The sequence below is a fragment of the Polymorphospora sp. NPDC050346 genome (genome assembly GCF_040655695.1).
GTDB classification, from domain to species: Bacteria; Actinomycetota; Actinomycetes; order Mycobacteriales; family Micromonosporaceae; genus Polymorphospora; species Polymorphospora lycopeni.
In genome coordinates this window covers 60,919-86,629 of record NZ_JBFAKM010000024.1, presented here as the reverse complement: position 1 = coordinate 86,629, position 25,711 = coordinate 60,919, and the positions used below count along the sequence as shown (strand labels likewise).

23 protein-coding genes and 2 pseudogenes are annotated in these 25,711 nt (G+C 71.4%); 2 read left to right on the top strand and 23 right to left on the bottom strand.

Annotated features, from left to right (window positions below):
• Positions 1–17 precede the first annotated feature (17 nt).
• The 13 genes and pseudogenes from metK to pyrR all read right to left on the bottom strand — a co-directional run bounded on the left by metK (position 18) and on the right by pyrR (position 15,314).
• Positions 18–1,214: a methionine adenosyltransferase gene (gene metK, locus AB0I42_RS23620; RefSeq protein WP_357540049.1), complete on the bottom strand. Its 1,197-nt coding sequence runs from the start codon at positions 1,212–1,214 to the stop codon at positions 18–20.
• 106 nt (positions 1,215–1,320) lie between these two features.
• A complete protein-coding gene (gene coaBC, locus AB0I42_RS23615) occupies positions 1,321–2,526 on the bottom strand; it encodes a bifunctional phosphopantothenoylcysteine decarboxylase/phosphopantothenate--cysteine ligase CoaBC (protein ID WP_357540047.1) in 1,206 nt (401 codons plus the stop codon).
• 15 nt (positions 2,527–2,541) lie between these two features.
• Positions 2,542–2,805 (bottom strand): DNA-directed RNA polymerase subunit omega, encoded by a 264-nt coding sequence (rpoZ, locus tag AB0I42_RS23610; protein ID WP_067373935.1) that lies wholly within the window; start codon positions 2,803–2,805, stop codon positions 2,542–2,544.
• A gap of 308 nt (positions 2,806–3,113) precedes the next feature.
• Positions 3,114–3,686 (bottom strand): annotated as a pseudogene (gene gmk, locus AB0I42_RS23605) (guanylate kinase); the annotation flags it as partial.
• 32 nt (positions 3,687–3,718) lie between these two features.
• The gene (mihF, locus tag AB0I42_RS23600) at positions 3,719–4,036 is read right to left on the bottom strand and encodes an integration host factor, actinobacterial type (RefSeq protein WP_357540045.1); all 318 of its coding nucleotides are present in this window, start codon (positions 4,034–4,036) and stop codon (positions 3,719–3,721) included.
• A gap of 170 nt (positions 4,037–4,206) precedes the next feature.
• Positions 4,207–5,049 (bottom strand): orotidine-5'-phosphate decarboxylase, encoded by an 843-nt coding sequence (gene pyrF / locus AB0I42_RS23595; protein WP_357540043.1) that lies wholly within the window; start codon positions 5,047–5,049, stop codon positions 4,207–4,209.
• Between the two features lie 489 nt (positions 5,050–5,538).
• Positions 5,539–6,813: an adenosylmethionine--8-amino-7-oxononanoate transaminase gene (locus tag AB0I42_RS23590; RefSeq protein ID WP_357540041.1), complete on the bottom strand. Its 1,275-nt coding sequence runs from the start codon at positions 6,811–6,813 to the stop codon at positions 5,539–5,541.
• Positions 6,814–6,953: 140 nt separating this feature from the next.
• Positions 6,954–7,961 (bottom strand): annotated as a pseudogene (locus AB0I42_RS23585) (quinone-dependent dihydroorotate dehydrogenase); the annotation flags it as partial.
• Entirely contained in the window at positions 7,958–11,323 is a 3,366-nt protein-coding gene (gene carB, locus AB0I42_RS23580; protein ID WP_357540039.1) for a carbamoyl-phosphate synthase large subunit, read from the bottom strand. The gene carB and the pseudogene AB0I42_RS23585, both read right to left, overlap by 4 nt.
• On the bottom strand, positions 11,323–12,444 hold the full coding sequence (gene carA / locus AB0I42_RS23575; RefSeq protein WP_357540037.1) for a glutamine-hydrolyzing carbamoyl-phosphate synthase small subunit: 1,122 nt from the start codon (positions 12,442–12,444) through the stop codon (positions 11,323–11,325). The genes carB and carA overlap by 1 nt, the downstream gene beginning before the upstream one ends.
• Positions 12,445–12,473: 29 nt before the next feature.
• On the bottom strand, positions 12,474–13,751 hold the full coding sequence (locus AB0I42_RS23570; protein ID WP_357540035.1) for a dihydroorotase: 1,278 nt from the start codon (positions 13,749–13,751) through the stop codon (positions 12,474–12,476).
• Complete coding sequence (locus tag AB0I42_RS23565; RefSeq protein ID WP_357540033.1) at positions 13,751–14,671, bottom strand: aspartate carbamoyltransferase catalytic subunit; 921 nt, start codon at positions 14,669–14,671, stop codon at positions 13,751–13,753. The genes AB0I42_RS23570 and AB0I42_RS23565 overlap by 1 nt, the downstream gene beginning before the upstream one ends.
• Before the next feature lie 58 nt (positions 14,672–14,729).
• Positions 14,730–15,314 (bottom strand): bifunctional pyr operon transcriptional regulator/uracil phosphoribosyltransferase PyrR, encoded by a 585-nt coding sequence (gene pyrR, locus AB0I42_RS23560; RefSeq protein ID WP_357540031.1) that lies wholly within the window; start codon positions 15,312–15,314, stop codon positions 14,730–14,732.
• A gap of 284 nt (positions 15,315–15,598) precedes the next feature.
• Here pyrR and AB0I42_RS23555 point away from each other — a divergent pair, with 284 nt between their 5' ends.
• Positions 15,599–16,087, top strand: coding sequence for a transcriptional regulator (locus AB0I42_RS23555; protein WP_212817128.1), 489 nt, complete (start codon positions 15,599–15,601; stop codon positions 16,085–16,087).
• Between the two features lie 138 nt (positions 16,088–16,225).
• Here AB0I42_RS23555 and nusB read toward each other — a convergent pair whose 3' ends face one another.
• The 7 genes from nusB to aroC all read right to left on the bottom strand — a co-directional run bounded on the left by nusB (position 16,226) and on the right by aroC (position 22,543).
• The gene (gene nusB, locus AB0I42_RS23550; RefSeq protein ID WP_357540146.1) at positions 16,226–16,636 is read right to left on the bottom strand and encodes a transcription antitermination factor NusB; all 411 of its coding nucleotides are present in this window, start codon (positions 16,634–16,636) and stop codon (positions 16,226–16,228) included.
• Positions 16,637–16,659: 23 nt separating this feature from the next.
• Entirely contained in the window at positions 16,660–17,217 is a 558-nt protein-coding gene (gene efp, locus AB0I42_RS23545; protein ID WP_357540029.1) for an elongation factor P, read from the bottom strand.
• A 210-nt stretch (positions 17,218–17,427) separates the two neighbouring features.
• Positions 17,428–17,868, bottom strand: a complete 441-nt coding sequence (gene aroQ / locus AB0I42_RS23540; protein ID WP_357540027.1) for a type II 3-dehydroquinate dehydratase — start codon at positions 17,866–17,868, stop codon at positions 17,428–17,430.
• Entirely contained in the window at positions 17,865–18,941 is a 1,077-nt protein-coding gene (aroB, locus tag AB0I42_RS23535) for a 3-dehydroquinate synthase (RefSeq protein ID WP_357540024.1), read from the bottom strand. Before aroB ends, aroQ begins: the two co-directional genes overlap by 4 nt.
• An 86-nt stretch (positions 18,942–19,027) precedes the next feature.
• Positions 19,028–20,779 carry a hypothetical protein gene (locus tag AB0I42_RS23530; RefSeq protein WP_357540022.1) on the bottom strand — a complete coding sequence of 584 codons (1,752 nt, stop codon included), beginning with the start codon at positions 20,777–20,779 and terminating at the stop codon, positions 19,028–19,030.
• Positions 20,780–20,861: 82 nt separating this feature from the next.
• On the bottom strand, positions 20,862–21,365 hold the full coding sequence (locus tag AB0I42_RS23525) for a shikimate kinase (protein ID WP_357540020.1): 504 nt from the start codon (positions 21,363–21,365) through the stop codon (positions 20,862–20,864).
• Positions 21,365–22,543, bottom strand: a complete 1,179-nt coding sequence (gene aroC / locus AB0I42_RS23520) for a chorismate synthase (RefSeq protein WP_357540144.1) — start codon at positions 22,541–22,543, stop codon at positions 21,365–21,367. Before aroC ends, AB0I42_RS23525 begins: the two co-directional genes overlap by 1 nt.
• Positions 22,544–22,705: 162 nt before the next feature.
• Here aroC and AB0I42_RS23515 point away from each other — a divergent pair, with 162 nt between their 5' ends.
• Entirely contained in the window at positions 22,706–23,101 is a 396-nt protein-coding gene (locus AB0I42_RS23515) for a hypothetical protein (protein WP_357540018.1), read from the top strand.
• A 102-nt stretch (positions 23,102–23,203) separates the two neighbouring features.
• On the opposite strand, the gene AB0I42_RS23510 is transcribed toward AB0I42_RS23515, so the two are convergent.
• The 3 genes from AB0I42_RS23510 to ruvX are packed head-to-tail and all read right to left on the bottom strand — an operon-like array spanning position 23,204 to position 25,661.
• Positions 23,204–24,022, bottom strand: coding sequence for a shikimate dehydrogenase (locus AB0I42_RS23510; protein ID WP_357540016.1), 819 nt, complete (start codon positions 24,020–24,022; stop codon positions 23,204–23,206).
• Positions 24,019–25,206, bottom strand: coding sequence for an endolytic transglycosylase MltG (gene mltG, locus AB0I42_RS23505; protein ID WP_357540014.1), 1,188 nt, complete (start codon positions 25,204–25,206; stop codon positions 24,019–24,021). Before mltG ends, AB0I42_RS23510 begins: the two co-directional genes overlap by 4 nt.
• Positions 25,206–25,661, bottom strand: coding sequence for a Holliday junction resolvase RuvX (gene ruvX, locus AB0I42_RS23500; protein WP_357540012.1), 456 nt, complete (start codon positions 25,659–25,661; stop codon positions 25,206–25,208). The genes mltG and ruvX overlap by 1 nt, the downstream gene beginning before the upstream one ends.
• Between the last annotated feature and the right edge of the window lie 50 nt (positions 25,662–25,711).

Below are 25,711 nucleotides of genomic sequence, written 5' to 3'. Positions count from 1 at the left end.
GGCGTGGCGCGGCCGGCTCAGGCGCCGACGGCGGACTTCAGGTCGCCGGCCCGCTCGGTGCTCTCCCAGCTCAGGTCCGGCAGCTCACGGCCGAAGTGGCCGTAGGCGGCGGTCTGCCGGTAGATCGGGCGCAGCAGGTCGAGGTCGCGGATGATCGCGGCGGGCCGCAGGTCGAAGATCTCCTTGATCGCCGCCTCGATCCGGTCGACCGGGACGGTCTCGGTGCCGAACGTCTCGACGAAGAGGCTGACCGGGTGGGCCTTGCCGATCGCGTACGCGACCTGCACCTCGCAGCGCTCGGCGAGCCCGGCGGCGACGACGTTCTTGGCGACCCAGCGGGTCGCGTACGCCGCGGAGCGGTCGACCTTCGACGGGTCCTTGCCGGAGAAGGCGCCGCCGCCGTGCCGGGCGTAGCCGCCGTAGGTGTCGACGATGATCTTGCGGCCGGTGAGGCCTGCGTCGCCCATCGGGCCGCCGATCTCGAAGCGGCCGGTCGGGTTGACCAGCAGCCGGTAGCCCTCGGTGTCCAGGCCCAGGCCCTCGAGCTCGGGGGCGATGACGTGCTCGCGGACGTCGGGGGTCAGCAGCGACTCGAGCGAGATGTCGGCGGCGTGCTGGCTGGAGACGACGACGGTGTCGAGCCGCACCGGGCGCAGCCCGTCGTATTCGATGGTGACCTGGGTCTTGCCGTCGGGCCGCAGGTAGGGGATGGTGCCGTCCTTGCGGGCCGCGGAGAGCCGGCGGGCCAGCCGGTGGGCCAGCGCGATCGGCAGCGGCATCAGCTCCGGCGTCTCGGAGCAGGCGAAGCCGAACATCATGCCCTGGTCGCCGGCGCCCTGCTGGTCGAGCAGGTCGCTGCCGCCCTCGCCGGCCCGCAGCTCGATCGCGGTGTCGACGCCCTGGGCGATGTCGGGCGACTGGGAGCCGATGGAGACGCTGACGCCGCACGACGCGCCGTCGAAGCCCTTCTTCGACGAGTCGTAGCCGATGCCCAGGATCGTCTCGCGGACGATCGTCGGGATGTCGGCGTATGCCTGGGTGGTCACCTCGCCGGCGACGTGGACCTGGCCGGTCGTGATCAGGGTTTCGACCGCGACCCGGCTGCGCGGGTCCTGTGACAGGAGCGCGTCCAGGATGCCGTCGCTGATCTGGTCGGCGATCTTGTCGGGGTGACCTTCCGTGACGGACTCGGAAGTAAACAGGCGTCGTGCCACGGTGCTCCTCACGTCAGGAAACTCTTTCGCAATCGAAAGTCCTCGCGGCAGTGTAGAGACCTACCGCCCCAAAGACCGAGCCTAGGCCCTCGCACCGACGCGAAGGTCACGAGCCGGTGAACCGGCTGACCACCAGCTCCCACACCGCGTCGGCCAGATCATCCTTGGCCTGTTGCGGGAGTTCTGTCGTTGATCCGTCAGCTCCGAGCACGGTGGCCGCGTTCGTCTCCGCCCCGAACACCTTGTCCGGTCCGACCTCGTTGACCACGATCAGGTCCGCCCTCTTGCGCACCAGTTTGGCCCGGGCGTTGACCACCGCGTCACCGGTCTCGGCGGCGAAGGCCACCAGGATCTGGCCGGGCGGCTTACGCTCGCCCAGCTCGGCGGCGATGTCCGGGTTGGTGACCAGTTCGATCGTGGGCGCCACCCCGTCCGCCGCCTTCTTGATCTTCTGGTCGGCGTAGGTGGCGGGCCGGAAGTCCGCGGGTGCCGCCGCCATCACCACGACGTCGGCGTCCTCGGCGGCGGCGAGCGTCGCCCGCCGCAGCTCCTCGGTCGTGCCGACCCGCACGACATCGACCCCGGCCGGATCGGGCAGCGTGACGTTCGCGGCGACCAGCGTCACCCGGGCACCCCGGGCCGCGGCCGTGACGGCGAACGCGTATCCCTGCTTGCCCGACGAGCGGTTGCCGAGGAAACGCACCGGATCGAGTGGTTCGCGGGTGCCGCCAGCCGTGACGACCACGTGCCGGCCGGTCAGGTCGCGTGCGCCCGGGCCGCCGTGGCGCAGGACCCGCCGGGCGTACGCGAAGATGGCCGCCGGATCCGGCAATCGGCCCTTGCCGGTGTCGGCACCGGTCAGCCGGCCGCTGGCCGGCTCGATCACGAGTACGCCCCGGCGGCGCAGGGTGGCCACGTTGTCGACGGTGGCCGGGTGCTCCCACATCTCGGTGTGCATCGCCGGGGCGAGCACGACCGGGCACCGCGCGGTCAGCAGGGTGTTGGTGAGCAGGTCGTCGGCCAGCCCGTGGGCGGCCTTCGCCAACAGGTCGGCGGTCGCCGGGGCGACCACCACGAGGTCGGCGGACTGGCCGAGCCGGACGTGCGGCACCTCGTGCACGTCCGACCACACGTCGTCGGCGACCGGATTGCCGGACAGGGCCGCCCAGGTCGGCGCCCCGACGAAGCGCAGTGCCGACGCGCTCGGCACCACCCGGACGTCATGCCCCGACTCGGTGAACAGCCGGAGCAGCTCGCAAGCCTTGTAGGCGGCGATGCCGCCGCCTACACCGAGTACGACCCGTGGGGGCATCGGGACGTCGCCGGGTTACGGCTGGTCGGTCGGCTCTGCGGTGAGCAGCCCCGCGTTGATCTCGCGCATCGCGATGGAGAGCGGCTTCTCCTGCGGCGTGGTCTCCACCAGCGGCCCGACGTACTCCAGCAGGCCCTCGCCGAGCTGGCTGTAGTAGGCGTTGACCTGGCGGGCCCGCTTGGCGGCGAAGATGACCAGGGCGTACTTCGACGTGGTCTTGTCGAGCAGCTCGTCGATCGGGGGGTTGGTGATGCCTTCCGGATTCGCGATGGATCCCACGGAAACAAACCTCTGAGTTCTCAACCACCTGCCGGCGGTTGGTTCTGGGGCCGGTCTGGCCGGTCTGGATTGTGCCCGGGCTACCGATGAAGCGAGTTCAGGTGACCCGGGTCGGGGTTCGTCGCCTCGAACTCGCCCGACTCGAATTCGCTCGCCCCGAATCCACCTGCTCCGAACCGGGTGGGCTCGAAGTGGGCGGCTCCGAGGCTGGCGGTCTCAGAGCGGGTGGCTCCGAAGTTGGTGGCTTCAGAGCGGGCAGCCCCGAAGCCGGTGGCTTCGAAACGGGTGGAACCAAGTTGAGTCGGGGTCAGAAACGACGAACCGAGCAATCCTACCAGCTCATCCGCGGCGCGCTCGACGACGTCATTGACGATCGTCCGGTCGAACTCGGCCTCCGCCGCCAATTCCTCGTCGGCGTGCGCCAGCCGGCGCCGGATCGTCTCCTCGTCCTCGGTGCCACGCCCGACCAGCCGGCGTTTCAGCTCCTCGATGCTCGGCGGCGCCAGGAACACCAACTGCGCCTCGGGCATCGCGGCCCGCACCTGGCGGGCGCCCTGAAGGTCGATCTTCAGCAGCACCGGCACGCCCTCGCGCAGCCGCGCCTCGACCGCAGCGCGGGGCGTGCCGTAGAGGTTGCCGGCGAACTCGGCCCACTCCAGCAGTTGCCCGCTGGCTCTGAGTCGCTCGAACTCGACCCGGTCGACGAAGTAGTAGTGCACCCCGTCGACCTCGTTGTCGCGCATCTTCCGGGTCGTCACCGACACCGACAGCCATACCCAGTGCGAGCGCGCCCGGACGGACTCGATCACGCTGTCCTTGCCGACCCCGGAGGGGCCGGACAGGACGGTGAGCCGAGCTGCCGGGCGCGCGTCGTCATCCATGCTCACTGCTTGTTTCTACACGGTGCCGCGAACTAGTTCGCAGCGAACTCCCCGAGCAGCGCCTTTCGCTGCTGCTCACCGAGACCGCGGAGGCGGCGGCTGTCGGCAATCTTGAGCTTCTCCATGATCTGGGTGGCTCGGATCTTGCCGATGCCAGGCAGCGCCTGGAGGACGGCCGAAACCTTCAACTTTCCGACGACGTCGTCGCCTTCCGCGCGGTCGAGCACGGCGGCGAGGGTGGTCTTGCCCTGCTTGAGCTGCTCCTTCAGCTCAGCACGGGCTTTGCGGATCTCCGCGGCCTTCACCAGCGCGGCAGCACGCTGTTCGGGGCTCAGTGACGGGAGCGGCACCAGTTCTCCTCGGGTCCCTATCGCGGTGGGCGGGACGCACCACCGCATCTGTGAAACGTGGTGTGACCGGGAACCAAAGGGGCATGTGGTTCCCAGCGCCGGGAAAACTAGCGGCGAATGACGTTTTCAGCAACGTCGCCGCGCCATGATCACGCACAGGCGTCGCTCAATCACTCAAAGCCGACACCGAGCGCATCACGGCATTCGACCTGCACCCGGGCCACCGCGTCCCGCAAACCGGACACCGAGGGACCTTGCGCCAGGACGTCGCGGGAGTACGACGGGAGGACCAGGGAAAGCCCTTTCCCGAAGACCGCGCGGAGGTCCTCCGCGGTCGCACCCTGGGCGCCGAGCCCCGGCGCGAGCAGCGGGCCATTGACCCGCGACAGATCATGTCCGGTCTCGCCGATCGTCGCCCCGACCACCAACCCGAAGCTGCCGAGCGGCTCCACACCCATGTTGAGCTGGGAAATCTCGTCGATCACCGTCTGCGCGACCGTGCGCCCGTCGGCCGCACGGGCATGCTGGACGGCCCGCCCCTCGGGATTCGAGGTCAACGCCAACACGAACACACCGCCGCCGTTGCGACGCGCGGCGTCGAACATCGGACCGAGCGCGCCGACCCCGAGAAAAGGGCTCGCGGTGATCGCGTCGACATACATCGGACTGGATGGCTCCAGGTAGGCCGACGCGTACGCGGTCATCGTGGAACCGACGTCCCCACGCTTCGCGTCCAGGAGAACGAGCGCCCCGGCATTCCGCAACTGTCGGATAATTGACTCAAGTACGGCGAGTCCCTGGGATCCGAAACGTTCGAAAAATGCGGATTGTGGCTTGAAGATGGCAACCCGGTCCGCGAGCGCGTCGACAACCGTCTGACCAAAGCTGGCAAGACCGTCGACATCGTCCGGCAGCCCCCAGCGGGCGAGCAGCGCGGCGTGCGGGTCGATGCCCACGCAGACCGGACCACGCTCGCTGGTCGCCCGCCGCAGCCGGGTCCCGAAACTCTCCATGGAAGATCCTCTCGTCGTCACTTCTCGGACCACCTCACTTCGCCTCCACCCCTCGTTCCGCCCACCCGCGCGCGGGACCACTCCAGCCGCCCACGTGGGACAGTCCGCCCGACCGCCTCCGCCGTGCCGCACCTCACCCCACCCCCGCCACACGCGCCTGCCGCACCGGCCCCGCCTCGCCCTGCACCGCCTCGCCCCGCGCCGCGCACTGCGCCTCGCCTCGCCCCGCGCCGCACCGCCCCACGCCGCGCCGCGCCGCGCCGCGCCGATCGAGGGGAAACCGTGCCCGTTTCACGCTCTTTGTCGCGTAACTTCTCCTTGATCAACGCGGCGGGTCGCGCGGGCGGGGCGCGCGGCATGTCGCGCCCCGGCTCCCGGCCGGCTCCGTCGGCGCCCGCAAACCCGGCCGGGAGCCGGGGCGTACGGAACGGGGGCGGGCGGCGTGGGACGGACCGGGCGGGTGGGGCGGGCGGTGTGCACCGGGCCGGGCTAGGCCGCCTTGGCGGCGGCGGTGATGGCGGTGGTGATGCGGGTCAGGTCTTCGTCGGATGTCGGATAGGGCGGCATCGTGTAGATCAGGTCGCGGAACGGTCGCAACCACACGCCGTGGTCGACCGCCGCGGCCGTCGCCGCGGCCACGTCCACCGGACGGTCGAGCTGCACGACGCCGATCGCGCCGAGGACCCGTACGTCGGTCACCCCGGCAACGCCGTCCAGCGGCTCCAGGCCGGCCCGTAGTCCCCGTTCCAGGCGCCGTACGTCGGATTGCCAGTCTCGGCCCCGCAGCAGGCCGATGGAGGCGTTTGCGACGGCACAGGCGAGCGGGTTGCCCATGAACGTCGGGCCGTGGGCGAGCACCCCGCCCGCCGAGATCCCGGCGGCCACCTCCGGGGTGCACAGGGTGGCGGCCAGCGTCAGGTAGCCACCGGTGAGCGCCTTGCCCAGGCACAGCACGTCCGGGCTCACCCCGGCGTGCTCGGCGGCGAAGAGCGCGCCGGTGCGGCCGAACCCGGTGGCGATCTCGTCGAAGACGAGCACGATGTCGTGCGCGCGGGTCACCTCACGCAGCGCCCGCAGGTAGCCGGGGTTGTGGAAGCGCATGCCGCCGGCGCCCTGCACCACCGGTTCGACGATCACGGCGGCCAGTTCGTCGGCGTGCCGGGCGACCGCGTCGGTGAGCGCGGCGACGTAGGCGTCGTCGACCGGGGTGTCGAAGCCGTCCGGCGGGTTGTCGGCGAAGACCTGTCGGGGCAGTACGTCGCGCCACAGGTGGTGCATGCCGCCCTCGGGGTCGCACACGCTCATCGGGTGGAACGTGTCGCCGTGGTAGCCGCCGCGCCAGGTCGCCAGCCGGTGCCGCCCGGGGCGGCCCCGACCCAGCTGGTATTGCAATGCCATCTTGACCGAGACTTCGACGCTGACCGACCCGGAGTCGCACAGGAAGACGTGTTCGAGGCCGGGCGGGGTGATCTCGACCAGGGTCGCCGCGAGCCGTACGGCGGGCTCGTGGGTGAGCCCGCCGAACATGACGTGACTCATCCGGCCGAGCTGGTCTTGGACGGCCGCGTCGAGCACCGGATGGCGGTAGCCGTGGATGGCCGACCACCACGACGACATGCCGTCGACCAGTTCACGGCCGTCGGCCAGCCGCAACCGTACGCCCTCGGCGCCGGCGACGACGAGGGCGTCGCCGGTCGCGGGCATCGGGGCGTACGGGTGCCAGACGTGCCGGCGGTCGATCGCGACGACCTCCTCGGGTGTCACGCCCCGCTCCCACCCGCGCCGCCCGGTTGCGCTGATCGAGGGGAAATCGTGGATGAGATGTCCCCTTCCAGGGGCGACTTCTCCTTGATCGACGCACGAGCCGCACGAGGTGCCCGAGACGCATGATCTGCCCGGGACGCACGACTGCGGCGGGCCACCGCGCGGACCAGCCCCGGGCCGCCGTAGATGAAGCCGGTGTAGAGCTGCACGAGGCTCGCCCCGGCGTCGAACATCCGGGCCGCGGCGTCCGGGTCGACGATGCCGCCGACCCCGATCACCGGCAGCTTTCCGCCGGTCTCCCGGTGCACGAAGGCGACCACGTCGCGGGCCCGGCCGGTCAGCGGCCGCCCGGACAGCCCGCCCGTCTCGGCGGCGCGGTCGGCGTCGGCGGCCGCCAGCCCGTCGCGGCGCAGCGTCGTGTTCGTGGCGATGATCCCGGCGGCGCCCCGCTCGAGGCAGACCTGGATCACCTCGGCGACCGCCGGCTCGGTCAGGTCGGGTGCGATCTTCACCAGCACCGGCTTGTCGCCGGCCAGCGCCCCGAGCAGCGCGTCGAGGTGTTCGCGGTCCTGCAACGCCCGCAGCCCGGGGGTGTTGGGCGAGGAGACGTTGACCGCGAAGTAGTCGCCGTGCTCGCGCAGCGCCTTGTACGAGGTCAGGTAGTCGTCGACCGCCGCGTCCAGTTCGGTGACCTTGGACTTGCCGAGCGAGATCCCCAGCGGTACGCCCAACGGCCGGGGCAGCGCGTCGAGCCGCGCGGCCAGCGCCGCCGCGCCGGCGTTGTTGAAGCCCATCCGGTTGATCACCGCGCCGCTGTCCGGCAGCCGGAACAGCCGTGGCCGGGGGTTGCCCGGCTGGGCGTGCGCGGTGACCGTGCCGACCTCGACGAAGCCGAAGCCGAGCGCCGGCCAGGCGGGCAGCGCCGCCCCGTCCTTGTCCATGCCGGCGGCCAGCCCGACCGGGTTCGGGAACCGTACGCCGAAGACGGTGCGCGGCGCGGCCACCGCGTACCGGGCGCGCAGCGCGGCCAGCGCCACCCGGTTGCGGGACAGGCCGGCGAGCCGGTGCAGGGTCCACTCGTGGGCGGTTTCCGCGTCCCCGCCCCCGAGCCGGAACAGTGCCGGCCGGACCAGCCGCTCGAAGATCACTCGCCGGCCCGGAGTGTGGCGTGCAGTTGCTGGAGCGGGCGGACCGCCATGTCGCCGCGGATCAGCGCCTCGATGCCCATGACGGCGGCGGCGGCGCCGGGCACCGTGGTGACGCACGGAATGTCGGAGGCGACGGCGGCGCTGCGGATGCCGTAGCCGTCGGTGCGGGCACTGGCCCCCGCCCCCTGCGGGGTGTTGATCACCAGGTCGACCTCGCCGGCGGCGATCAGCGACACCGCGTCCGGGCCGGCCCCGTCGTCCTCCCAGTGCTTGCGGATCACCTCGCAGTCGATGCCGTAGCGGCGCAGCACCTCGCCGGTGCCGCTGGTCGCCACGATCCGGAAGCCGAGGTCGGCCAGCCGCTTCACCGGGAAGATCATGCCCCGCTTGTCGCGGTTGGCGACCGAGACGAAGATCGTTCCCTGGGTCGGCAGCGAGCCGTACGCGGCCGCCTGCGACTTGGCGAACGCGTGCCCGAACGACACGTCGACGCCCATCACCTCACCGGTCGACTTCATCTCCGGCCCGAGCAGCGAGTCGACACCCCGGCCGGCCGGGGTACGGAACCGCTTGAACGGCAGCACCGCCTCCTTGACCGCGATCGGGGCGCCGGCCGGCGGGCTGCCGCCGTCACCGTCCGGCGGCAGCAGCTTCTCGGCCCGCAACTCGGCGATGGTCGCGCCGAGCATGATCCGGGCCGCCGCCTTGGCCAGCGGGACCGCGGTCGCCTTCGACACGAACGGCACGGTCCGCGACGCGCGCGGGTTCGCCTCCAGTACGTAGAGGGTGTCGTCCTTCAGCGCGTACTGGACGTTGAGCAGGCCGCGTACGCCGACCCCGCGGGCGATCGCCTCGGTGTAGCGGCGCACGGCGGTCAGGTGCGGGCCGGCGAGCGTGATCGGCGGCAGGGCGCACGCCGAGTCGCCGGAGTGGATGCCGGCCTCCTCGATGTGCTCCATCACCCCACCGAGGAACACCTCGCCGGTGGCGTCGCAGAGCGCGTCGACGTCGATCTCGATGGCGTCGTCGAGGAACCGGTCGACGAGGACCGGGTGGTCGGGCGAGATGTCGGTGGCCCGGCCGATGTAGTCCCGCAGCGTCGCGTCGTCGTACACGATCTCCATGCCGCGCCCGCCGAGCACGTACGACGGGCGGACCAGGACCGGGTAGCCGATCTCGTCGGCGATCGCCTTGGCCTCGTCGTACGAGGTGGCGGTGCCGTGCGCGGGGGCGCGCAGCCCGGCCCGGGCCAGTACGTCGCCGAACGCGCCCCGGTCCTCGGCCAGGTGGATCGACTCCGGGCTGGTGCCGACGATCGGCACCCCGGCGTCCTTGAGCCGCTGGGCGAGGCCGAGCGGGGTCTGGCCGCCGAGCTGCACGATCACCCCGACGACGCCGGGGCCGCCGGCCGCCCTGCCGGAGGCGTCCTCGGCGTGCCACGCCTCGAGCACGTCCTCGAAGGTCAGCGGCTCGAAGTAGAGCCGGTCGGCGGTGTCGTAGTCGGTCGACACGGTCTCCGGATTGCAGTTGACCATGACGGTCTCGAAGCCGCCGGCACCGTCGGACCCACCGGCCGGCGCCGACCGCAGCGCCATGACCGCGTGCACGCAGGAGTAGTCGAACTCGATGCCCTGACCGATCCGGTTCGGGCCGGAGCCGAGGATCAGCACCTTGGGCCGGGCCGACGGGGCGACCTCGGTCTCCGCGTCGTCGCCCCACCCCTCGTACGTCGAGTAGTGGTAGGGCGTGGTCGCCTCGAACTCGGCGGCGCAGGTGTCGACGGTCTTGTAGACCGGCCGTACACCGAGCCGGTGCCGCAGCGCGCGGACGGCGTCCTCGCCGCCGACCTCGGGGCGCAGCGCGGCGACCTGACGGTCGGACAGACCGGCCCGCTTGGCCCGGCGCAGCAGGAACCCGTCGAGTTCGGCGGCCTCGACGATCTCGGCCCGCAGCTCGATGAGCGCGGCGATCTGGTCGAGGAACCACGGGTCGATGCCGCCGGACGCCTGCGCGACCTGCTCGATCGTGCCGCCGAGCCGCAGCGCGCGCTCGACGGTGTAGAGCCGCCCGTCGTGCGGGGTGCCCAGCGCGGCGAGGGTCGATTCGAGGGTGGCGCCGTCCGGGTCGGGCTGGGTCCAGAAGCCGGCCGCCTTGGTCTCCATCGACCGCATCGCCTTGTTGAGCGCCTCGCCGAAGTTGCGGCCCAGGCTCATCGCCTCGCCGACCGACTTCATCGTGGTGGTCAGCTCGGGGTCGGCGCCGGGGAACTTCTCGAACGCGAACCGCGGGATCTTCACGACCACGTAGTCGAGGGCCGGCTCGAACGCGGCCGGGGTCTTCAGGGTGATGTCGTTCGGGATCTCGTCGAGGGTGTAGCCGATCGCCAGCTTCGCCGCGATCTTGGCGATCGGGAAGCCGGTCGCCTTCGACGCCAGCGCCGACGAGCGGGACACCCGCGGGTTCATCTCGATGACGACCAGCCGGCCGTCGACCGGGTTGATCGCGAACTGGATGTTGCAGCCGCCGGTGTCGACACCGACCTCGCGCAGCACCGCGATGCCGACGTCGCGCAGCCGCTGGTATTCCCGGTCGGTCAGCGTCATCGCCGGGGCGACGGTGACGCTGTCGCCGGTGTGCACACCCATCGGGTCGACGTTCTCGATGGAGCAGACGACCACCACGTTGTCGTGCCGGTCGCGCATCAGCTCCAGCTCGTACTCCTTCCAGCCGAGCACGCTCTCCTCGATGAGGACCTCGTGCACCGGGCTGGCGGCCAGGCCGGCGCCGGCGATCCGCTCCAGGTCCTCGTCGGTGTGCGCCATGCCGGAGCCGAGGCCGCCCATGGTGAAGCTGGGCCGGATGACCACCGGCAGGCCGAGGTCGGCGACGGTGGCGCGTACCTCGTCCATCGAGTGGCAGACCCGGCTGCGCGGGGTCTCGCCGCCGGCCTTGGCGACGATCTCCTTGAACAGCTGGCGGTCCTCGCCGCGCCGGATCGCCTCGATGTCGGCGCCGATCAGCTCGACGCCGTACTTCTCCAGGACGCCGGCCTCGTGCAGCGCGACCGCGGTGTTCAGCGCGGTCTGGCCGCCCAGGGTCGGCAGCAGCGCGTCCGGGCGCTCCTTGGCGATGACCAGCTCGACGAACTCCGGCGTGATCGGCTCGACGTACGTCGCGTCGGCGAACTCCGGGTCGGTCATGATCGTCGCCGGGTTGGAGTTGACCAGGCTGACCCGCAGCCCCTCGGCGCGCAGTACCCGGCACGCCTGGGTGCCGGAGTAGTCGAATTCGCAGGCCTGCCCGATGACGATCGGGCCGGAGCCGATCACCATGACGTGGCGCAGGTCGGTCCGTTTCGGCATCAGGCGGCCTTCCCGTCTCCGATGAGTTCCGCGAAGCGGTCGAACAGGTGGTCCGCGTCGTGCGGGCCGGCCGCCGCCTCCGGGTGGTATTGGACGGTGAACGCGGGCACGTCCCTGGCCCGCAGCCCTTCGACCACGTTGTCGTTGAGGCACACGTGACTGACTTCGACCCCGCCGAACTCGGTCTCCACGACACCGTCCAGCGGGGCGTCGACGGCGAAGCCGTGGTTGTGGCTGGTCACCTCCACCTTGCCGGTGACCCGGTCCATCACCGGCTGGTTGATGCCGCGGTGGCCGTACCCGAGCTTGTAGGTGCCGAAGCCGAGCGCCCGGCCGAGGATCTGGCTGCCGAAGCAGATGCCGAACAGCGGCACCTTCCGGCCCAGCACCTCGCGGGCCAGACCGACCGCGTGGTCGGCGGTCGCCGGGTCGCCGGGGCCGGGCGAGAAGAACACCGCGTCGGCGCCGGTGGCCAGCAGCTCGTCGATCGTCGAGGTGGCCGGCAGGACGTGGGTGGTGACGCCGCGCTCGGCGAGCCGGCGCGGCACGTTGCGCTTGATGCCGAGGTCGAGGGCGGCGACGGTGAACCGGTGCTCGCCCTGGGCGGCCACCGTGTACGCCCGCGGCGTGGTGACCTGCGCGGACAGGTCGGCGCCGACCATCGACGGGGCCTGGCGGACCCGCTCCAGCACCGCCGCCGGATCGTCGTCCACACTGGACACGCCGACCCGCATGGCGCCGCGCTCGCGCAGGTGCCGGGTCAGCGCCCGGGTGTCGACCCCGCTGATCCCGACGATGCCCTCGGCGGCCAGCCGGTCGCCGAGTTCGCCGCGCGACCGCCAGTTGGAGCCGACCCGGGCCGGGTCACGCACCACGTAGCCGGCCACCCAGATCCGGTCCGACTCGTCGTCCTCGTCGTTGACGCCGGTGTTGCCGATGTGCGGGGCGGTCTGCACCACCACCTGCCGGTGGTAGGACGGGTCGGTCAGCGTCTCCTGGTAGCCGGTCATGCCGGTGGTGAAGACCGCCTCGCCGAACGTCTCCCCCACCGCGCCGTACGCCTCGCCGCGAAAGGTCCGGCCGTCCTCGAGCACGAGGATCGCCGGCTTGTGCCTGGTCATTCGGATCTGCCTCTCGTCGTCACGCACGCTCACCGGACCGCCTTGCCGTCCAGCACCGTCGGCACGCCGCGCAGGAACGTCGCGACGATCCGCCCGGGCAGCACCAGGCCGGCGTACGGGTTGTTGCGGCTGCGGCTGGCCGAGTCCATCGGGTCGACCGTCCGCCGCGCCTTCGGGTCGACCAGGGTGAAGGTCGCCGGGGCACCGGGCACCGGGTCGTGCCCGTGCTCGGTCAGCCCGGCGATCCGGGCCGGCGTGCGCGACATCCGGTCGGCGATCAGGTCCCAGCGCTCACCGAGCACGTCGAGCACCACCGACAGCGCGGTCTCCAGCCCGACCATGCCGGGCCGGGCGTAGCCCCACTCGCACTCCTTGTCCTCCACCGCGTGCGGCGCGTGGTCGGTGGCGACGATGTCGATGATCCCGTCGGCGAGCGCGGCGCGCAGCGCCGCCACGTCGTCCGCCGTACGCAACGGGGGGTTGACCTTGAAGACCGGGTCGTACGTCGCCGCCCGCTCGTCGGTCAGCAGCAGGTGGTGCGGGGTGACCTCGGCGGTGACCCGGACCCCGCGCTCCTTGGCGTGCCGCAGCACCTCGACGCTGCCGGCGGTGGAGACGTGGCAGATGTGCAGGCGGCTGCCGACGTGCTCGGCCAGCAGCACGTCCCGGGCGATGATCGCCTCCTCGGCCACCGCCGGCCAGCCGGTCAGGCCCAGCCGGGTCGAGACCTCGCCCTCGTGCATCTGCGCGCCCTGGGTCAGCCGGGGCTCCTCGGCGTGCTGGGCGATGACACCGTCGAACGCCTTCACGTACTCCAGCGCCCGGCGCATCAGGCGCGGGTCGGCGACGCAGTGCCCGTCGTCGGAGAAGATCCGCACGTTCGCGGCGCTGGTCGCCATCGCGCCGAGTTCGGCCAGCCGCTCGCCGGCCAGCCCGACCGTGACCGCGCCGATCGGCTGCACGTCGACCAGCCCGGCCTCCCGGCCCAGCCGCCACACCTGCTCGACCACCCCGGCGGTGTCGGCGACCGGCGAGGTGTTCGCCATCGCGCAGACCGCGGTGTAGCCGCCGAGCGCCGCCGCCCGCGAACCGGTCTCGACCGTCTCGGCGTCCTCGCGGCCCGGCTCACGCAGGTGGGTGTGCAGGTCGACCAGGCCCGGCAGGGCCACCAGGCCGTCCGCCTCGAGCACCTCGGCGCCGGTCGCGGCCAGCCCCCGGCCGGCCTCGACCACCAGGCCGTCGCGCACCAGCAGGTCGGTCGGCTCGGCACCGACCACCCGGACCCCCCGGATCAGGTACGACGACATCACTTGCCCCCAAGCAGTAGGTAGAGGACCGCCATCCGTACGGACACGCCGTTGGCGACCTGTTCGACGATCGTGGAACGCGGCGAGTCGGCCACCTCGGGCGCGATCTCCATGCCCCGGTTCATCGGTCCGGGGTGCATGACGATCGCGTGCCCGGGCAGCCGGCACATCCGCGGCCCGTCCAGCCCGTAGCGGCGGGCATACTCGCGGGCCGACGGGAAGTAGGAGTCGGCCATCCGCTCGCGCTGCACCCGCAGCATCATCACCACGTCGGCGGTGGGCAGCACGGCGTCGAGGTCGTACGAGACCTCCACGCCCGGGGCGAGCGCGGTGCCGATGTGCACCGGGATCAGGGTCGGCGGGCCGACCAGGGTGACCTTGGCGCCCAGCGTCGACAGCAGCAGCACGTTGGAGCGGGCCACCCGGCTGTGCAGCACGTCGCCGACGACGGCGACGTGCAGGCCGGCGAGCCGGCCCAGCCGGGCCCGCATCGTGTACGCGTCGAGCAGCGCCTGGGTCGGGTGCTCGTGGGTGCCGTCGCCGGCGTTGACGACCGAGCCGTCGATCCAGTTGGCCAGCCGGTGCGGCGCGCCGGAGGCGGGGTGCCGGATCACGACCGCGTCGGCGCCCATCGCCTGGAGGGTGAGCGCGGTGTCCTTCAGGCTCTCGCCCTTCGACACGCTCGATCCCTTGGCCGAGAAGTTGATCACATCGGCGGAGAGGCGCTTGGCCGCCGCCTCGAACGAGATCCGGGTCCGGGTGGAGTCCTCGTAGAAGAGGTTGACGACGGTCCGGCCACGCAGCGTCGGCAGTTTCTTGACCTCGCGGCCGGCCAGGGCGGCCATCTCGGCGGCGGTGTCCAGGATCAGGGTCGCGGTGGTCGCGTCCGGATCCGCACCGGACAGCAGGTGCTTGATCATCGCTGTGCCGGCCTTTCGTTCGCGACTGCGGGGCTGCGCTCCGCTGCACTCCTCGCGCTCACTGGCTACTCCCCCCGAAGAGCCTTACCTCGTCCTCCCCGTCGCACTCGGCGAGGGTGACCTTGACGCTCTCGCTGAGCGCGGTCGGGATGTTCTTGCCGACGTAGTCGGCGCGGATCGGCAGCTCGCGGTGCCCCCGGTCGACCAGGACGGCCAGCTGCACGCTGCGCGGCCGGCCGATGTCGGCCAGCGCGTCGAGCGCGGCCCGGACGGTGCGGCCGGAGAAGAGCACGTCGTCGACGAGGATGACCCGGCGACCGTCGATGCCGCCCGGCGGCACCTCGGTCGGGCCGATGGCCCGGGTCGCCTTGAGACGAAGATCATCGCGGTAGAGGGTGATGTCCAACACACCGACGGGTACGTCGAGCCCCTCGAAGGTGCGGATCCGGGCGGCCAGCCGGTGGGCCAGCGGCACACCCCGGGTCGGGATGCCGAGCAGGACGGTGCCGGCGGCCCCCTGGGTCTTTTCCAGGATCTGGTGGGCGATCCGGTCGACCACGCGGTGCAGGTCGGCGCTGTTCAGGATGACCTTCACGGACGGTGGCGACGCCACCGGTGGCTGGGCAGCCTGCGGGTAGGCCACGTCGGACCTCCTTCCCCGCCTCACGGGACGGGTCGTTAAAGGATGTCGGAACCTGCTCCGGCCGGAACGGATCCCGATCGGCGCAGGGCTGACGCTACGTTACCAGCGACCAGGCCGCCCACCTGGGCGGGGGCACCCTGACGGGCGGCTCCGCCGCCGGATTCGGGTACGTCGCGGCGAAGGCTTTCGGTAATCGCCACTTGACCACTAGTCGCAATCCCCGTACCGTCACGCTCCGTAGCGATCGCTGGGGAAAACCCCGGGCCAGCACTGGGAGTGTCCGTATGCCCTCTGAATACGCCAAGTCGTTGGGAGCCCGCCTGCGCTCCATCCGTCAGCAGCAGGGCCTGTCCCTGCAGGGGGTGGAGGAGAAGTCGAACGGGCGCTGGAAGGCCGTCGTCGTCGGTTCGTACGAGCGCGGCGACCGCGCCGTCACCGTCTCGCGGCTCGCCGAACTCGCCGACTTCTACCGGGTACCCGTGTCGGAGCTGCTGCCGGACGGCAGCGGGGTCCGGCACGAGCCCACCAACAAGATCGTTCTCGACCTCGAGCGGCTCTACGACGAGGCATCCGAGGAACTCGCCTACGTCGCCCGCTACGCCCGCGCCATCCAGCAGCAGCGGGGCGACTACAACGGCCGGGTGCTGTCGATCCGCGCCGACGACCTGCGTTCGCTCGCGATCGTCTACGACTCGTCGCCGTCGGGTCTGATCGAGCGGCTCAACGAGCACGGCGTGCTCGTCGCCGACCCGCGGGCGTTCTTCGCCTCCTGAACCACCCGTCGAGGGGTTCCCGGCCGCCGCCGGGGACCCCTCGACGCATTCGGGCAACGGAAACGGCGACGGCTCCCGGTCGGGAGCCGTCGCCGTTCGCATCTGCTTCGCGCGCCGCCGCCGCCCGGCGCGGCCGGGTCAGCGGGTCGCGTATTCGGCGATCCGGCCGAGGACGCCGTTGAGGAACCTCGGCGAGTCGTCGGTCGACATCTGCTTGGCCAACTCGACCGCCTCGGTGATCGCCACCGCGTCGTCGATCTCGTCGACGTAGAGCATCTCCTGGACCGCGATCCGGGCCAGGTTGCGGTCGACGGTCGGCATCCGGTCGATGGTCCAGCCCTCGGCGTAGCTCGCGATCAACTCGTCGATCCGGTCGAGGTTGGCGGCCACCCCCTCGACCAGGCTGGTGGTGTAGCCGATGTGCTCCGGCAGCGGCCGGTCCAGCCGGGCCAGGTAGGTCGTCAGCACCTGTGCCGGTGGCAGGTCACGCAGATCGGCCTCGTAGAGCACGTCCAGGGCCCGCTTGCGCGCCTTGCGGCGCGCGGGCATCTGGGTCTTGGGGCCCTCGGCCATCAGGCCCGGCCGAGGTAACGACCGTCGCGGGTGTCGACCTTGATCTTCTCGCCGGTGGTGATGAACAGCGGCACCTGCACCGTCGCACCGGTCTCGACCGTCGCCGGCTTGTTGCCGCCGGTCGACCGGTCGCCCTGCAGGCCCGGCTCGGTGTACGTCACCTCGAGAACCACGCTGGTCGGCAGCTCGATGTAGAGCGGCACCCCCTCGTGGGTGGCGACCACGACCTCCGCCTCGGGCAGCAGGTAGTTGGACGCCTCGCCGACCGTGCCGCCGGGCACCGGGATCTGGTCGTAGGTCTCCAGGTCCATGAAGACGTAGTCGTCGCCGTCGGCGTAGAGGTATTGCATGGTGCGCTTGTCGACCGTGGCGGTCTCGACCTTGGTGCCCGCGTTGAAGGTCTTGTCGACGACCTTGCCGGAGAGCACGTTCTTCAGCGTGGTGCGCACGAACGCTCCACCCTTGCCGGGCTTGACGTGCTGGAACTCAACGACGGACCACAACTCGCCATCGAGGTTGAGGACCAGGCCGTTCTTGAGGTCGTTCGTGGAAGCCATTGCCTGCCTTGATTCTGTGTCGACGATTCAGTGCTGACGATTCGGTGCTGATGATTTTGGTGCTGGCGATTCTGGTACTGGCGATTCGGTGCTGCCGGGGTGCTTCGACTTGCGGAAGGATTCGACTTGCGGAAGGACCTGACAAGTCTACTGGTCGCGCGGTCGTAGCGGGCACCGGCTACGCGGCACCGGCGCGATCCGGCCGGCCGGTCACCCCGAGGCGGCGGCCAGCCGGGCGACGTGGGCCAGCGCCAGCCGGTATCCGTCGACCCCGAGCCCGCAGATCACCCCGGTCGCCACCGCCGAGACCACCGAGTGGTGCCGGAACTGCTCCCGGGCGTGGATGTTGGAGATGTGCACCTCGATCAGGGGCCCGCGCAGCATCGCGCAGGCGTCCCGGACCGCGTACGAGTAGTGCGACCAGGCGCCCGGGTTGAGCACCACGGCGGCCTGCTCGTCGGCGGCGGCGTGCAGCCAGCCCAGCATCTCGTGCTCGGCGTCGGTCTGCCGCACCTCGACGTCGACGCCCACCTCGCGGCCGGTCTCCCGGCACAGCGCGACCAGGTCGGCGTAGCTGGTCACGCCGTACACGTCGACCTGGCGGGTGCCGAGCCGGCCCAGGTTGGGGCCGTTGAGGACGTACGTCTTCACCGCGCCACCGCCGCGTAGGCCGCCCGCAGCAGGTCGTCGTCCGGACCGTCCAGGATGGACGGCCGGGCCGGCCCGTCGAGTACGACGAAGCGCAGCCGCGACCCGCGCGCCTTCTTGTCGACCCGCATCGCGGCCAGCAGCCCCGGCCAGGCGTCGGCCGGATAGCCGGTCGGCAGGCCGAGCGCGGTCAGCGTGGCCCGGTGCCGGTCGGCGGTCGCCGCGTCCAGCCGGCCGGCAAGGCGGCCCAGCTCGGCGGCGTAGACCAGGCCGACCGCGACGGCGTGGCCGTGCCGCCACCGGTAGCCCTCGACCTTCTCGATCGCGTGGGCGAGGGTGTGCCCGTAGTTGAGGATCTCCCGGCGGCCGGCCTCGCGCAGGTCACCGGCGACCACGTCGGCCTTGACCCGGACCGCCCGCTCGATTAGCTCCCGCACCACCGGCCCGTCCGGGTCGGCGGCCCGGGCCGGGTCGGCCTCGACCAGGTCGAGGATCGCCGGGTCGGCGATGAATCCGCACTTGACCACCTCGGCCAGCCCGGCGACCAGGTCGACGGCGGGCAGGGTGGACAGCAGCGAGAGGTCGCACAGCACCCCGGCCGGCGGGTGGAACGCGCCGACCAGGTTCTTGCCGGCCCCGGTGTTGATCCCGGTCTTGCCGCCGACGGCGGCGTCAACCATGCCGAGCAGGCTGGTGGAGACCGGTATCCAGCGCACCCCGCGCAGCCAGCAGGCGGCGACGAAGCCGGCCAGGTCGGTGACGGCGCCACCGCCGATCCCGACGACCGCGTCGGTACGGGTGAAGCCGGCCGCGCCCAGCGCCTCCCAGCACCGGTCGGCGACCCCGATGTCCTTACCCGCCTCGGCGTCGGGCACCTCGATCGGCAGGGGGCGCCGGCCGGCGGCGGCCAGCCGCCGCCCGACCGCGTCCGCGTGCGCCTTCAGCGGCGGGGCGTACAGGATCGCGACCTGGTCGGCGCCGGCCAGCAGCGGCGGCAACTCGTCGAGCAGGTCCCGCCCGACGAGTACGTCGTACGGCCGCTCGCCCCCGACGGTGATCCGCGTCATCTCGTCCATCGCCCCCGACCCTAGCCGCCCCCACGATCCCGGCGACCGGGGGCCGGCACCCCGCGGGTCGCGGATGCCGGCCACCGGGTCGACGCTCAGGTCAGCTTGAGCTCGCGGGCCAGGACGGACGCCTTGTTGCCGCCGACGGCGAGCTTGCCCTGGTCCAGCTTGAACACCTCCGCGATCAGCGCGTCCCGCAGCGTCTTGTACTTGGTGAAGTCCGCCTTCTGGAACAGCCGGGGCGAGTCCAGGTCGGCGGGTACGTGGTACGGGCGCGTGATCGGCCGCGCCGACGCCGTGAACTTCTTGGCGCCCTCCGGGGTCGGTGCGATGCCGTCCCGCGCGTCCCAATGGCCGATCCGCTTCGCCATCGACAGGGCGGTCGGCGTACCACCGGCGGTCAGGCCGGGGTGCCCCACGCCGAACTCGAAGCTGTACACGACCGCCTCGGCCTCCGCACCGGGAAGCGTGCCGGTGGCGACGTCGGCGCTGAAGTCGATCACGGTGGCGTCGTCGAACTTCATCCCGTACTTCCACCGCTGCGAGACGACGGTGAGGACGTGCCGCACCTTCCAGTCCTGCTTCAGCAGGGCGGTGAGTCCACGGGCGGCCAGTACGTCGTGCAGGACCCGGGCGAACGCGTTGTCGATGTTCTCCCCGTCGCACAGCAGCCGGCCGAGGGCCACCATGCCCTCCTCCGTCTCCATGGCCGACTCGATCAGGTTGATCTGCGCGGCGAGCCGGATGCGTTCGCCGCCCTTGTCGACCGTACGGCCCTTGACCGCGACCAGGTAGGTGCCGACCGGGTCGGTGCCGACCATCCGGCGGCGCAGCACGATGTTGTTGGCCAGCAGCGGGTACGCGGTGTCCCCGCCGACCAGGTCGAAGTAGTGGTCGGTGTAGGTCTTGACGCTCTTCTCCACCGAGACGAGCTGGTAGGGCCGCTTCGGGACCTCGACGTCCTTCTTCGGTGCCGTCCTGGACTCCTCGATCAGCTCCCCGGCGGTCTTGACCCGGTCCGCCAGCCCGTCGAGGCCCTCGACGATCGCGGTGATCGTCTCCTTGTCGTCGACCTGGTATTCCGACTCGGCCTCCAGCGTGGTCGCCATCTCCTTGCCGTCGGCCAGGATGCCGGCGAAGGCGTCGTAGACCGGCCGGCGCCGGCCCTTGGAGAGCCGCTCGGCCATGTTCCACTCGCTGTTGCGTACGGACTCGGACGTCTCGAGGTCGTCCGTGGTCCGCTCGCGCAGGATGATCTTGCCGGAACCACCCTTCTCGAGCACGCCGCCGCTGGCGTGGTTGGGGTCGTTGCCCTGGCCCTTGGTGTCGGCGAGCCAGTGGGCGGTGATCCCGAGTTCCGGGTAGTCCCGCTTGAGCGATTCCAGCGTCTTCGGTCCGACCTCGACGCCGAGCGCGCGGGCGAGGTCCGTGACCGGGTACGTGAACTCGACGGTGTAGACGTTCTCGTCCACGGTCGGCTCCAGCAGCGCGATCATGAACACGTACTGGTTGGTCGCGCTCTCCAGGTAGACCGGTACCAGGTCGTGCGGCGCGCACATGTGCTTCGGGTTGCACCACACCTCGAACCGCACTGTGAGGGTCTTGGCGGTGATGACGGCGTCGAGCACCTCGACGCGGGCCCAGTCGTCGAACTTCCGGCCTTCGCCGTTGACCCGGACGTCGCGCAGCCCGAACCTCTTGTGGTCGTCGGCCAGGCGGGCCTTCAGGACCTTCGGCGTCTTCATCTTCGTCTGCTCGGCGAGCAGGACGCTGTCGGTCAGGCCTTTGAACATCTCGTCGTCGTCGGTGACGATCCGCTTGTCCAGGGCGGGCTGCTTCGGCTGCATCGCTTTTCTCCTCACGCATCGGGGGTGCGTAAGGCAGACGGGCGGCGGCCGGCCAAGATACGTCGGGTCGGACAGGCGACAGTCAGCGGCGGAGGTGGGTGCGGATCTCGGTGACGACGTCCTCCGGCGTCCGGTCGTCGGTCGGAACGGTCAGGGTGGCGACCTCGGTGTAGAGCGGCAGCCGCTGCTCGAGCAGGTGCCGCAGCGTGGCCCGGGGGTTGACGGCGAGCAGCGGCCGGCCGGCACCGAACCCGACCCGCTTCACCGCCTCGGACAGCCCCACCGACAGGAAGACCACGGTGTGGCCGGCCAGCGCCGCCCGGGTCTTCTCGGCCAGGATCGCCCCGCCGCCGAGCGCCAGTACGCCGTCGAACGACTCCAGTGCCGCGATCACCGCGGCGTGTTCGAGGGCCCGGAAGTGCTCCTCGCCGTCGTCGAAGAAGATCTCCGGGATCGGCTTGCCGGCGGTCGCCTCGACGTCGGCGTCGGTGTCGCGGAATCCGACCCCGAGCGCGTCGGCGAGCGCCTCCCCGACGGTGGACTTGCCGGCGCCCATCGCACCGACGAGCACGCAGACCGGCGCCACTAGCGGATCACCAGGTGGTCCAGGTAGCCGGCGAGGTTGCGGCGGATCTCGGTGACCGAGTCGCCGCCGAACTTCTCCGTCGCCGCCTCGGCGAGCACGAGGGCGACCATCGCCTCGGCGACGACCGCCGCCGCCGGCACCGCGCACACGTCGGAGCGCTGGTTGATGGCGGTCGCCGGCTCGCCCGTGCTCACGTCGATGGTCGACAGTGCCCGGTTGAGCGAGGAGATCGGCTTCATCGCGGCCCGGACCCGCAACGGCTCGCCGGTGGTGATCCCACCTTCGAGGCCACCGGCGCGGTCGGTGACCCGCCGGACGCCGTTCGCCGTCGGGATGATCTCGTCGTGGGCGACCGAGCCGCGCGAGCGGGCCTGGGTCCACGCGTCACCGATCTCGACGCCCTTGATCGCCTGGATCGACATCAGCGCGGTGGCCAGGCGGGCGTCGAGCTTGCGGTCCCACTGGACGTGGCTGCCCAGTCCCGGTGGCAGCCCGTACGCCAGCACCTCGACGATCCCGCCGAGCGTGTCGGCGTCCTTCTTGGCGGCGTCGACCTCGGCGACCATCCGGGCGCTCGCCTCCGGGTCGAGGCAGCGCAGCGGGTCGGCGTCGACGCGTTCGGCGTCCTCGGAACGGGGCACCAGGCCGGTCTTGGCGGCCACCGATCCCAGCTCGACCACGTGCGAGACGATCTCGATGCCGAGAGCCTGGCGGACCAGTGCCTTGGCGACCGTGCCGACGGCGACCCGGGCCGCGGTCTCCCGGGCGCTCGCCCGCTCGAGGATCGGCCGGGCGTCGGTGTGCCCGTACTTCTGCATGCCGGCCAGGTCGGCGTGGCCGGGCCGCGGCCGGGTCAGCGGGGCGTTGCGGGCCTGTCCGGCCAACTCGTCGGGGTCGACCGGGTCGGCGGCCATCACGGTCTGCCACTTGGGCCACTCGGAGTTGCCGACCCTGATCGCGACCGGACTGCCGAGGGTCACCCCGTGCCGTACGCCGCCGATGATCTCGATCTCGTCGCGCTCGAACGACATCCGCGCGCCGCGGCCGTAGCCGAGCCGGCGGCGGGCCAGTTCGTGCCCGATGTCGGCGGTCGTCACCTCGATCCCGGCGGGTACCCCTTCGAGGACCGCCACGAGGGCGGGACCGTGCGATTCACCTGCTGTCAGCCAACGCAACACGGTGGTCAGTTTGTCACGCAACCAACGGCTCCCCGCGTCAGGGCTCGCAGATGACCGCATCGCAGGTCGCGACGTGGTCCCGCCGTCTCCGGCCGGGGCGGCGGGACCACCCTCGAGCCCGTAAGATACTGACATCCATGAATCTCGATGTCTGGAGGCGCCTTGAAGCGACAGCGAGAGCACCCCCGGCGACTCGCACGCACCGCGGCCCGCATCTTCGTGCTGCTGGCGCTCGTGGCGGGGACGTCCGGCGTCACGGCCGGAACCGCGTCGGCCGACGTGCTACTGAGTTGTCCCCAGTCCTGGAGCGACAAGAGTTGGTTCACCGGAACGATCTCCGGAACCAACGTCAACTACCGCACCGGCCCGCACACGAGCTGCACGGCGTACGGGCAGTGGTCGAACGTCTCCATCACCCACCACTGCTGGGCGACGGGTGACTTCGTCAACGGCAGCTCGCAGTGGTGGCACGTACAGCGGGTCGGCACTTCCCAGCAGGGCTGGGTGCACGAGTCCTACGTCAGCGTGACCTCCAGCACCAGCACGATGCGCTGCTGAGGCCGTTGCGCCGCCCTGGTTCCCCGGGGACGCCGGCCCCGACCGGGATGGCGTCCCCGGGCACCCACCGGTGCGCGGAAGACGGAGCGTCGCGCCGGACGGTCAGCGGGCGGCCCGCAGGGCCGCCCGCATCGCGTCGACCGGTGCGGTGACCCCGGTGAACTGCTCGAACTGGCCGACCGCCTGGGCCAGCAGGAGGTCGAGGCCGGACAGCACGGGGCAGCCGGCCGCGGCCGCCGACTCTGCCAGCGGGGTCGGCCACGGGTCGTAGATCGCGTCGAACAGGACGGTCGCCGGTCGCCACGACGCGTGGGCCGCCAGCGGGTCGGCGACGCCCTTCGGCACGGTGGAGATGACCACGTCGGATTCGAGGTGGGCGGCCGCGTCGGGCCAGGCGCCGGTGGCCAGTCCGATGCCGAGCGCCTCGGCGACCGGCCGCAGTTCGTCGACCGCCGCCGCCCGGCGGGCGACGACGGTGACCGTCGGGGCGCCGAGTTCGGCCGCGGCGGCCAGCGCCGCCCGGGCCGTGCCGCCGGCGCCGAGCACCGTCACGGCCGGCGCGGGCGCCACCCGGGCGCCGCGCAGCACCTCGACCATGCCGGGCACGTCGGTGTTGTCGGCGTACCAGCCGTCGGGCCGGCGGACGAGGGTGTTGGCGGCGCCGACCGCGACGGCGACCTTGGAGGCGGCGCCGGCCACGGCGAGCGCCGCCTCCTTCAACGGCATGGTCACCGAGAACCCGGCCCACTCCGGGCCGCAGGCGGCCAGCCGGTCGGGCAGTTCGGCCTCGGCGCACTCGATCGCGATGTAGGACCAGTCGGTCAGCCCGGCCGCCGCGTAGCCGGCGTTGTGGATCACCGGCGAGAGGGAGTGGGCGATGGGCTTGCCCAGCACCGCCGCGCGACGTGAGGAGACCGTCACAGTACGCCGTTCTCCCGGGCCTTCTGGATGTTGCGCTCGTGCTCGGCGTTCGTCTCGGCGAACTCCGAGTTGCCCTGCTTGTCGACCGCCACGAAGAACAGCCACTTGCCGGCCGGCGGGTTGAGCGCGCCCTCGAGGGCGAGCTTGCCCGGGTTGTTGATCGGGGTGGGCGGCAGGCCGGCCTTGGTGTGCACGTTGTACGGGTTCTTCGGGTCCTGGAGCTCGGCCGTCGTCATGTCCTTCGACGCCTTTGTCGGCTTGCCGGTCAGCTCCCAGTAGTAGTTGACGCTGACGTCGAACTGGAGGCAGCTGCACGGGAAGGTGCCGCTGTAGACCCGGTTGTAGGCGACCCGGGCGACCTTGCCGAGGTCCTGGGCGTTGCCGGCCTCGGCCTGGGCCAGCGATGCCACGATCAGTGCCTCGTAAGGGCTGATGCCGCCCCGCTCGGCCTGGACCTTGTCGGCGAAGTCCATCTCGCCGGTGACGCTGAGGAACCGGTTGACCATCATCTGGAGGATCTCCGGCGCGGTCACGTCGGGATCGAGGTCGTAGGTGTCGGGGAACAGGAAGCCCTCCGACGACATGGTGACCTCTTTGCCGTCGTTGCGGGTGAACCACCAGTCGGGCACCTTGAGCTTGAGCGGGTCCTTGGCCGCCTCTTCGAACTCCTCCGCCGGGATGTCGGTGGCCTCTGCCAGCAGCTTGTAGATCTGCTTGGCGGTCCGCCCCTCGGGGATGGTGACCTTGTTGGAGATCTTGTTGGTCAGGTCGAGCAGGAGGCTGAGTGCGGAGGCCGCGTTCATCTCCTTGCGCACCTTGTAGTGCCCCGGCTGGATGTTCTGGCTGCGCGAGTTGGCCTCGGCCGCCTCGACGAACGCCTTCGAACTCTTCACCACACCGGCGGTGACCAGGGTGTTGCCGATCTCGGCGATCGTCTGGCCGGACATGACCTCGACGACGATCTCGCCGCTGCCGCCGCCGGGGTAGTCCGGGGTGGAGAGGTAGCCGGAGATGCGGTCGAAGCCGTACCAGGCACCGCCCGCGAGTCCGCCGAGAAGCACGACGACGACCAGGAAGGCCGCGGCGGTCTTGCCCCGACCGCTCTTGCGGCGCCGCGTTCCGCGCCGGCGACGCCCCCTGCCCTCGTCGCGTTCGTCAAACGCGGAATCCAACTCGTCGATCATCACATCCGCCTCCGCTGCGCATCTAGCCAGCTCTGCAGGATCTCCACCGCGGCCGCCTGGTCGACGACCGCCCGTTGCCGCCTCCCCCGGACGCCACGCTCGGACAGCCTACGGGTTGCGACGACCGTAGACATCCTCTCGTCCACCAGGCGTACCGGCACCGGCGCGATGACTTCGGCCAGTTTGTCGGCGTAGGCACGGACGGAGATTGCCGCCGGTCCGTTTCCACCCGAGAGTGTCACCGGCAGCCCGACCACCACTTCGGGCGTTTCGTGTAGCGCTACCAGTCGCGCAAGTTCCGAAATATCGGTTGGAATGCCATCAATTGTGGTGACATCACGGGGCAAAGTGACCAGTGGCGTGGCCAGGATGCCGTCGGGGTCGCAGATGGCGACACCGACCCGCACCTGCCCGACATCGACGCCGAGGCGTACCCCGCGCTGGAAGCCGCTCATCAAGACCCTTTCACGCGATCAAGGGCTCGCCGTCCGCTCCGGGGGTCCCG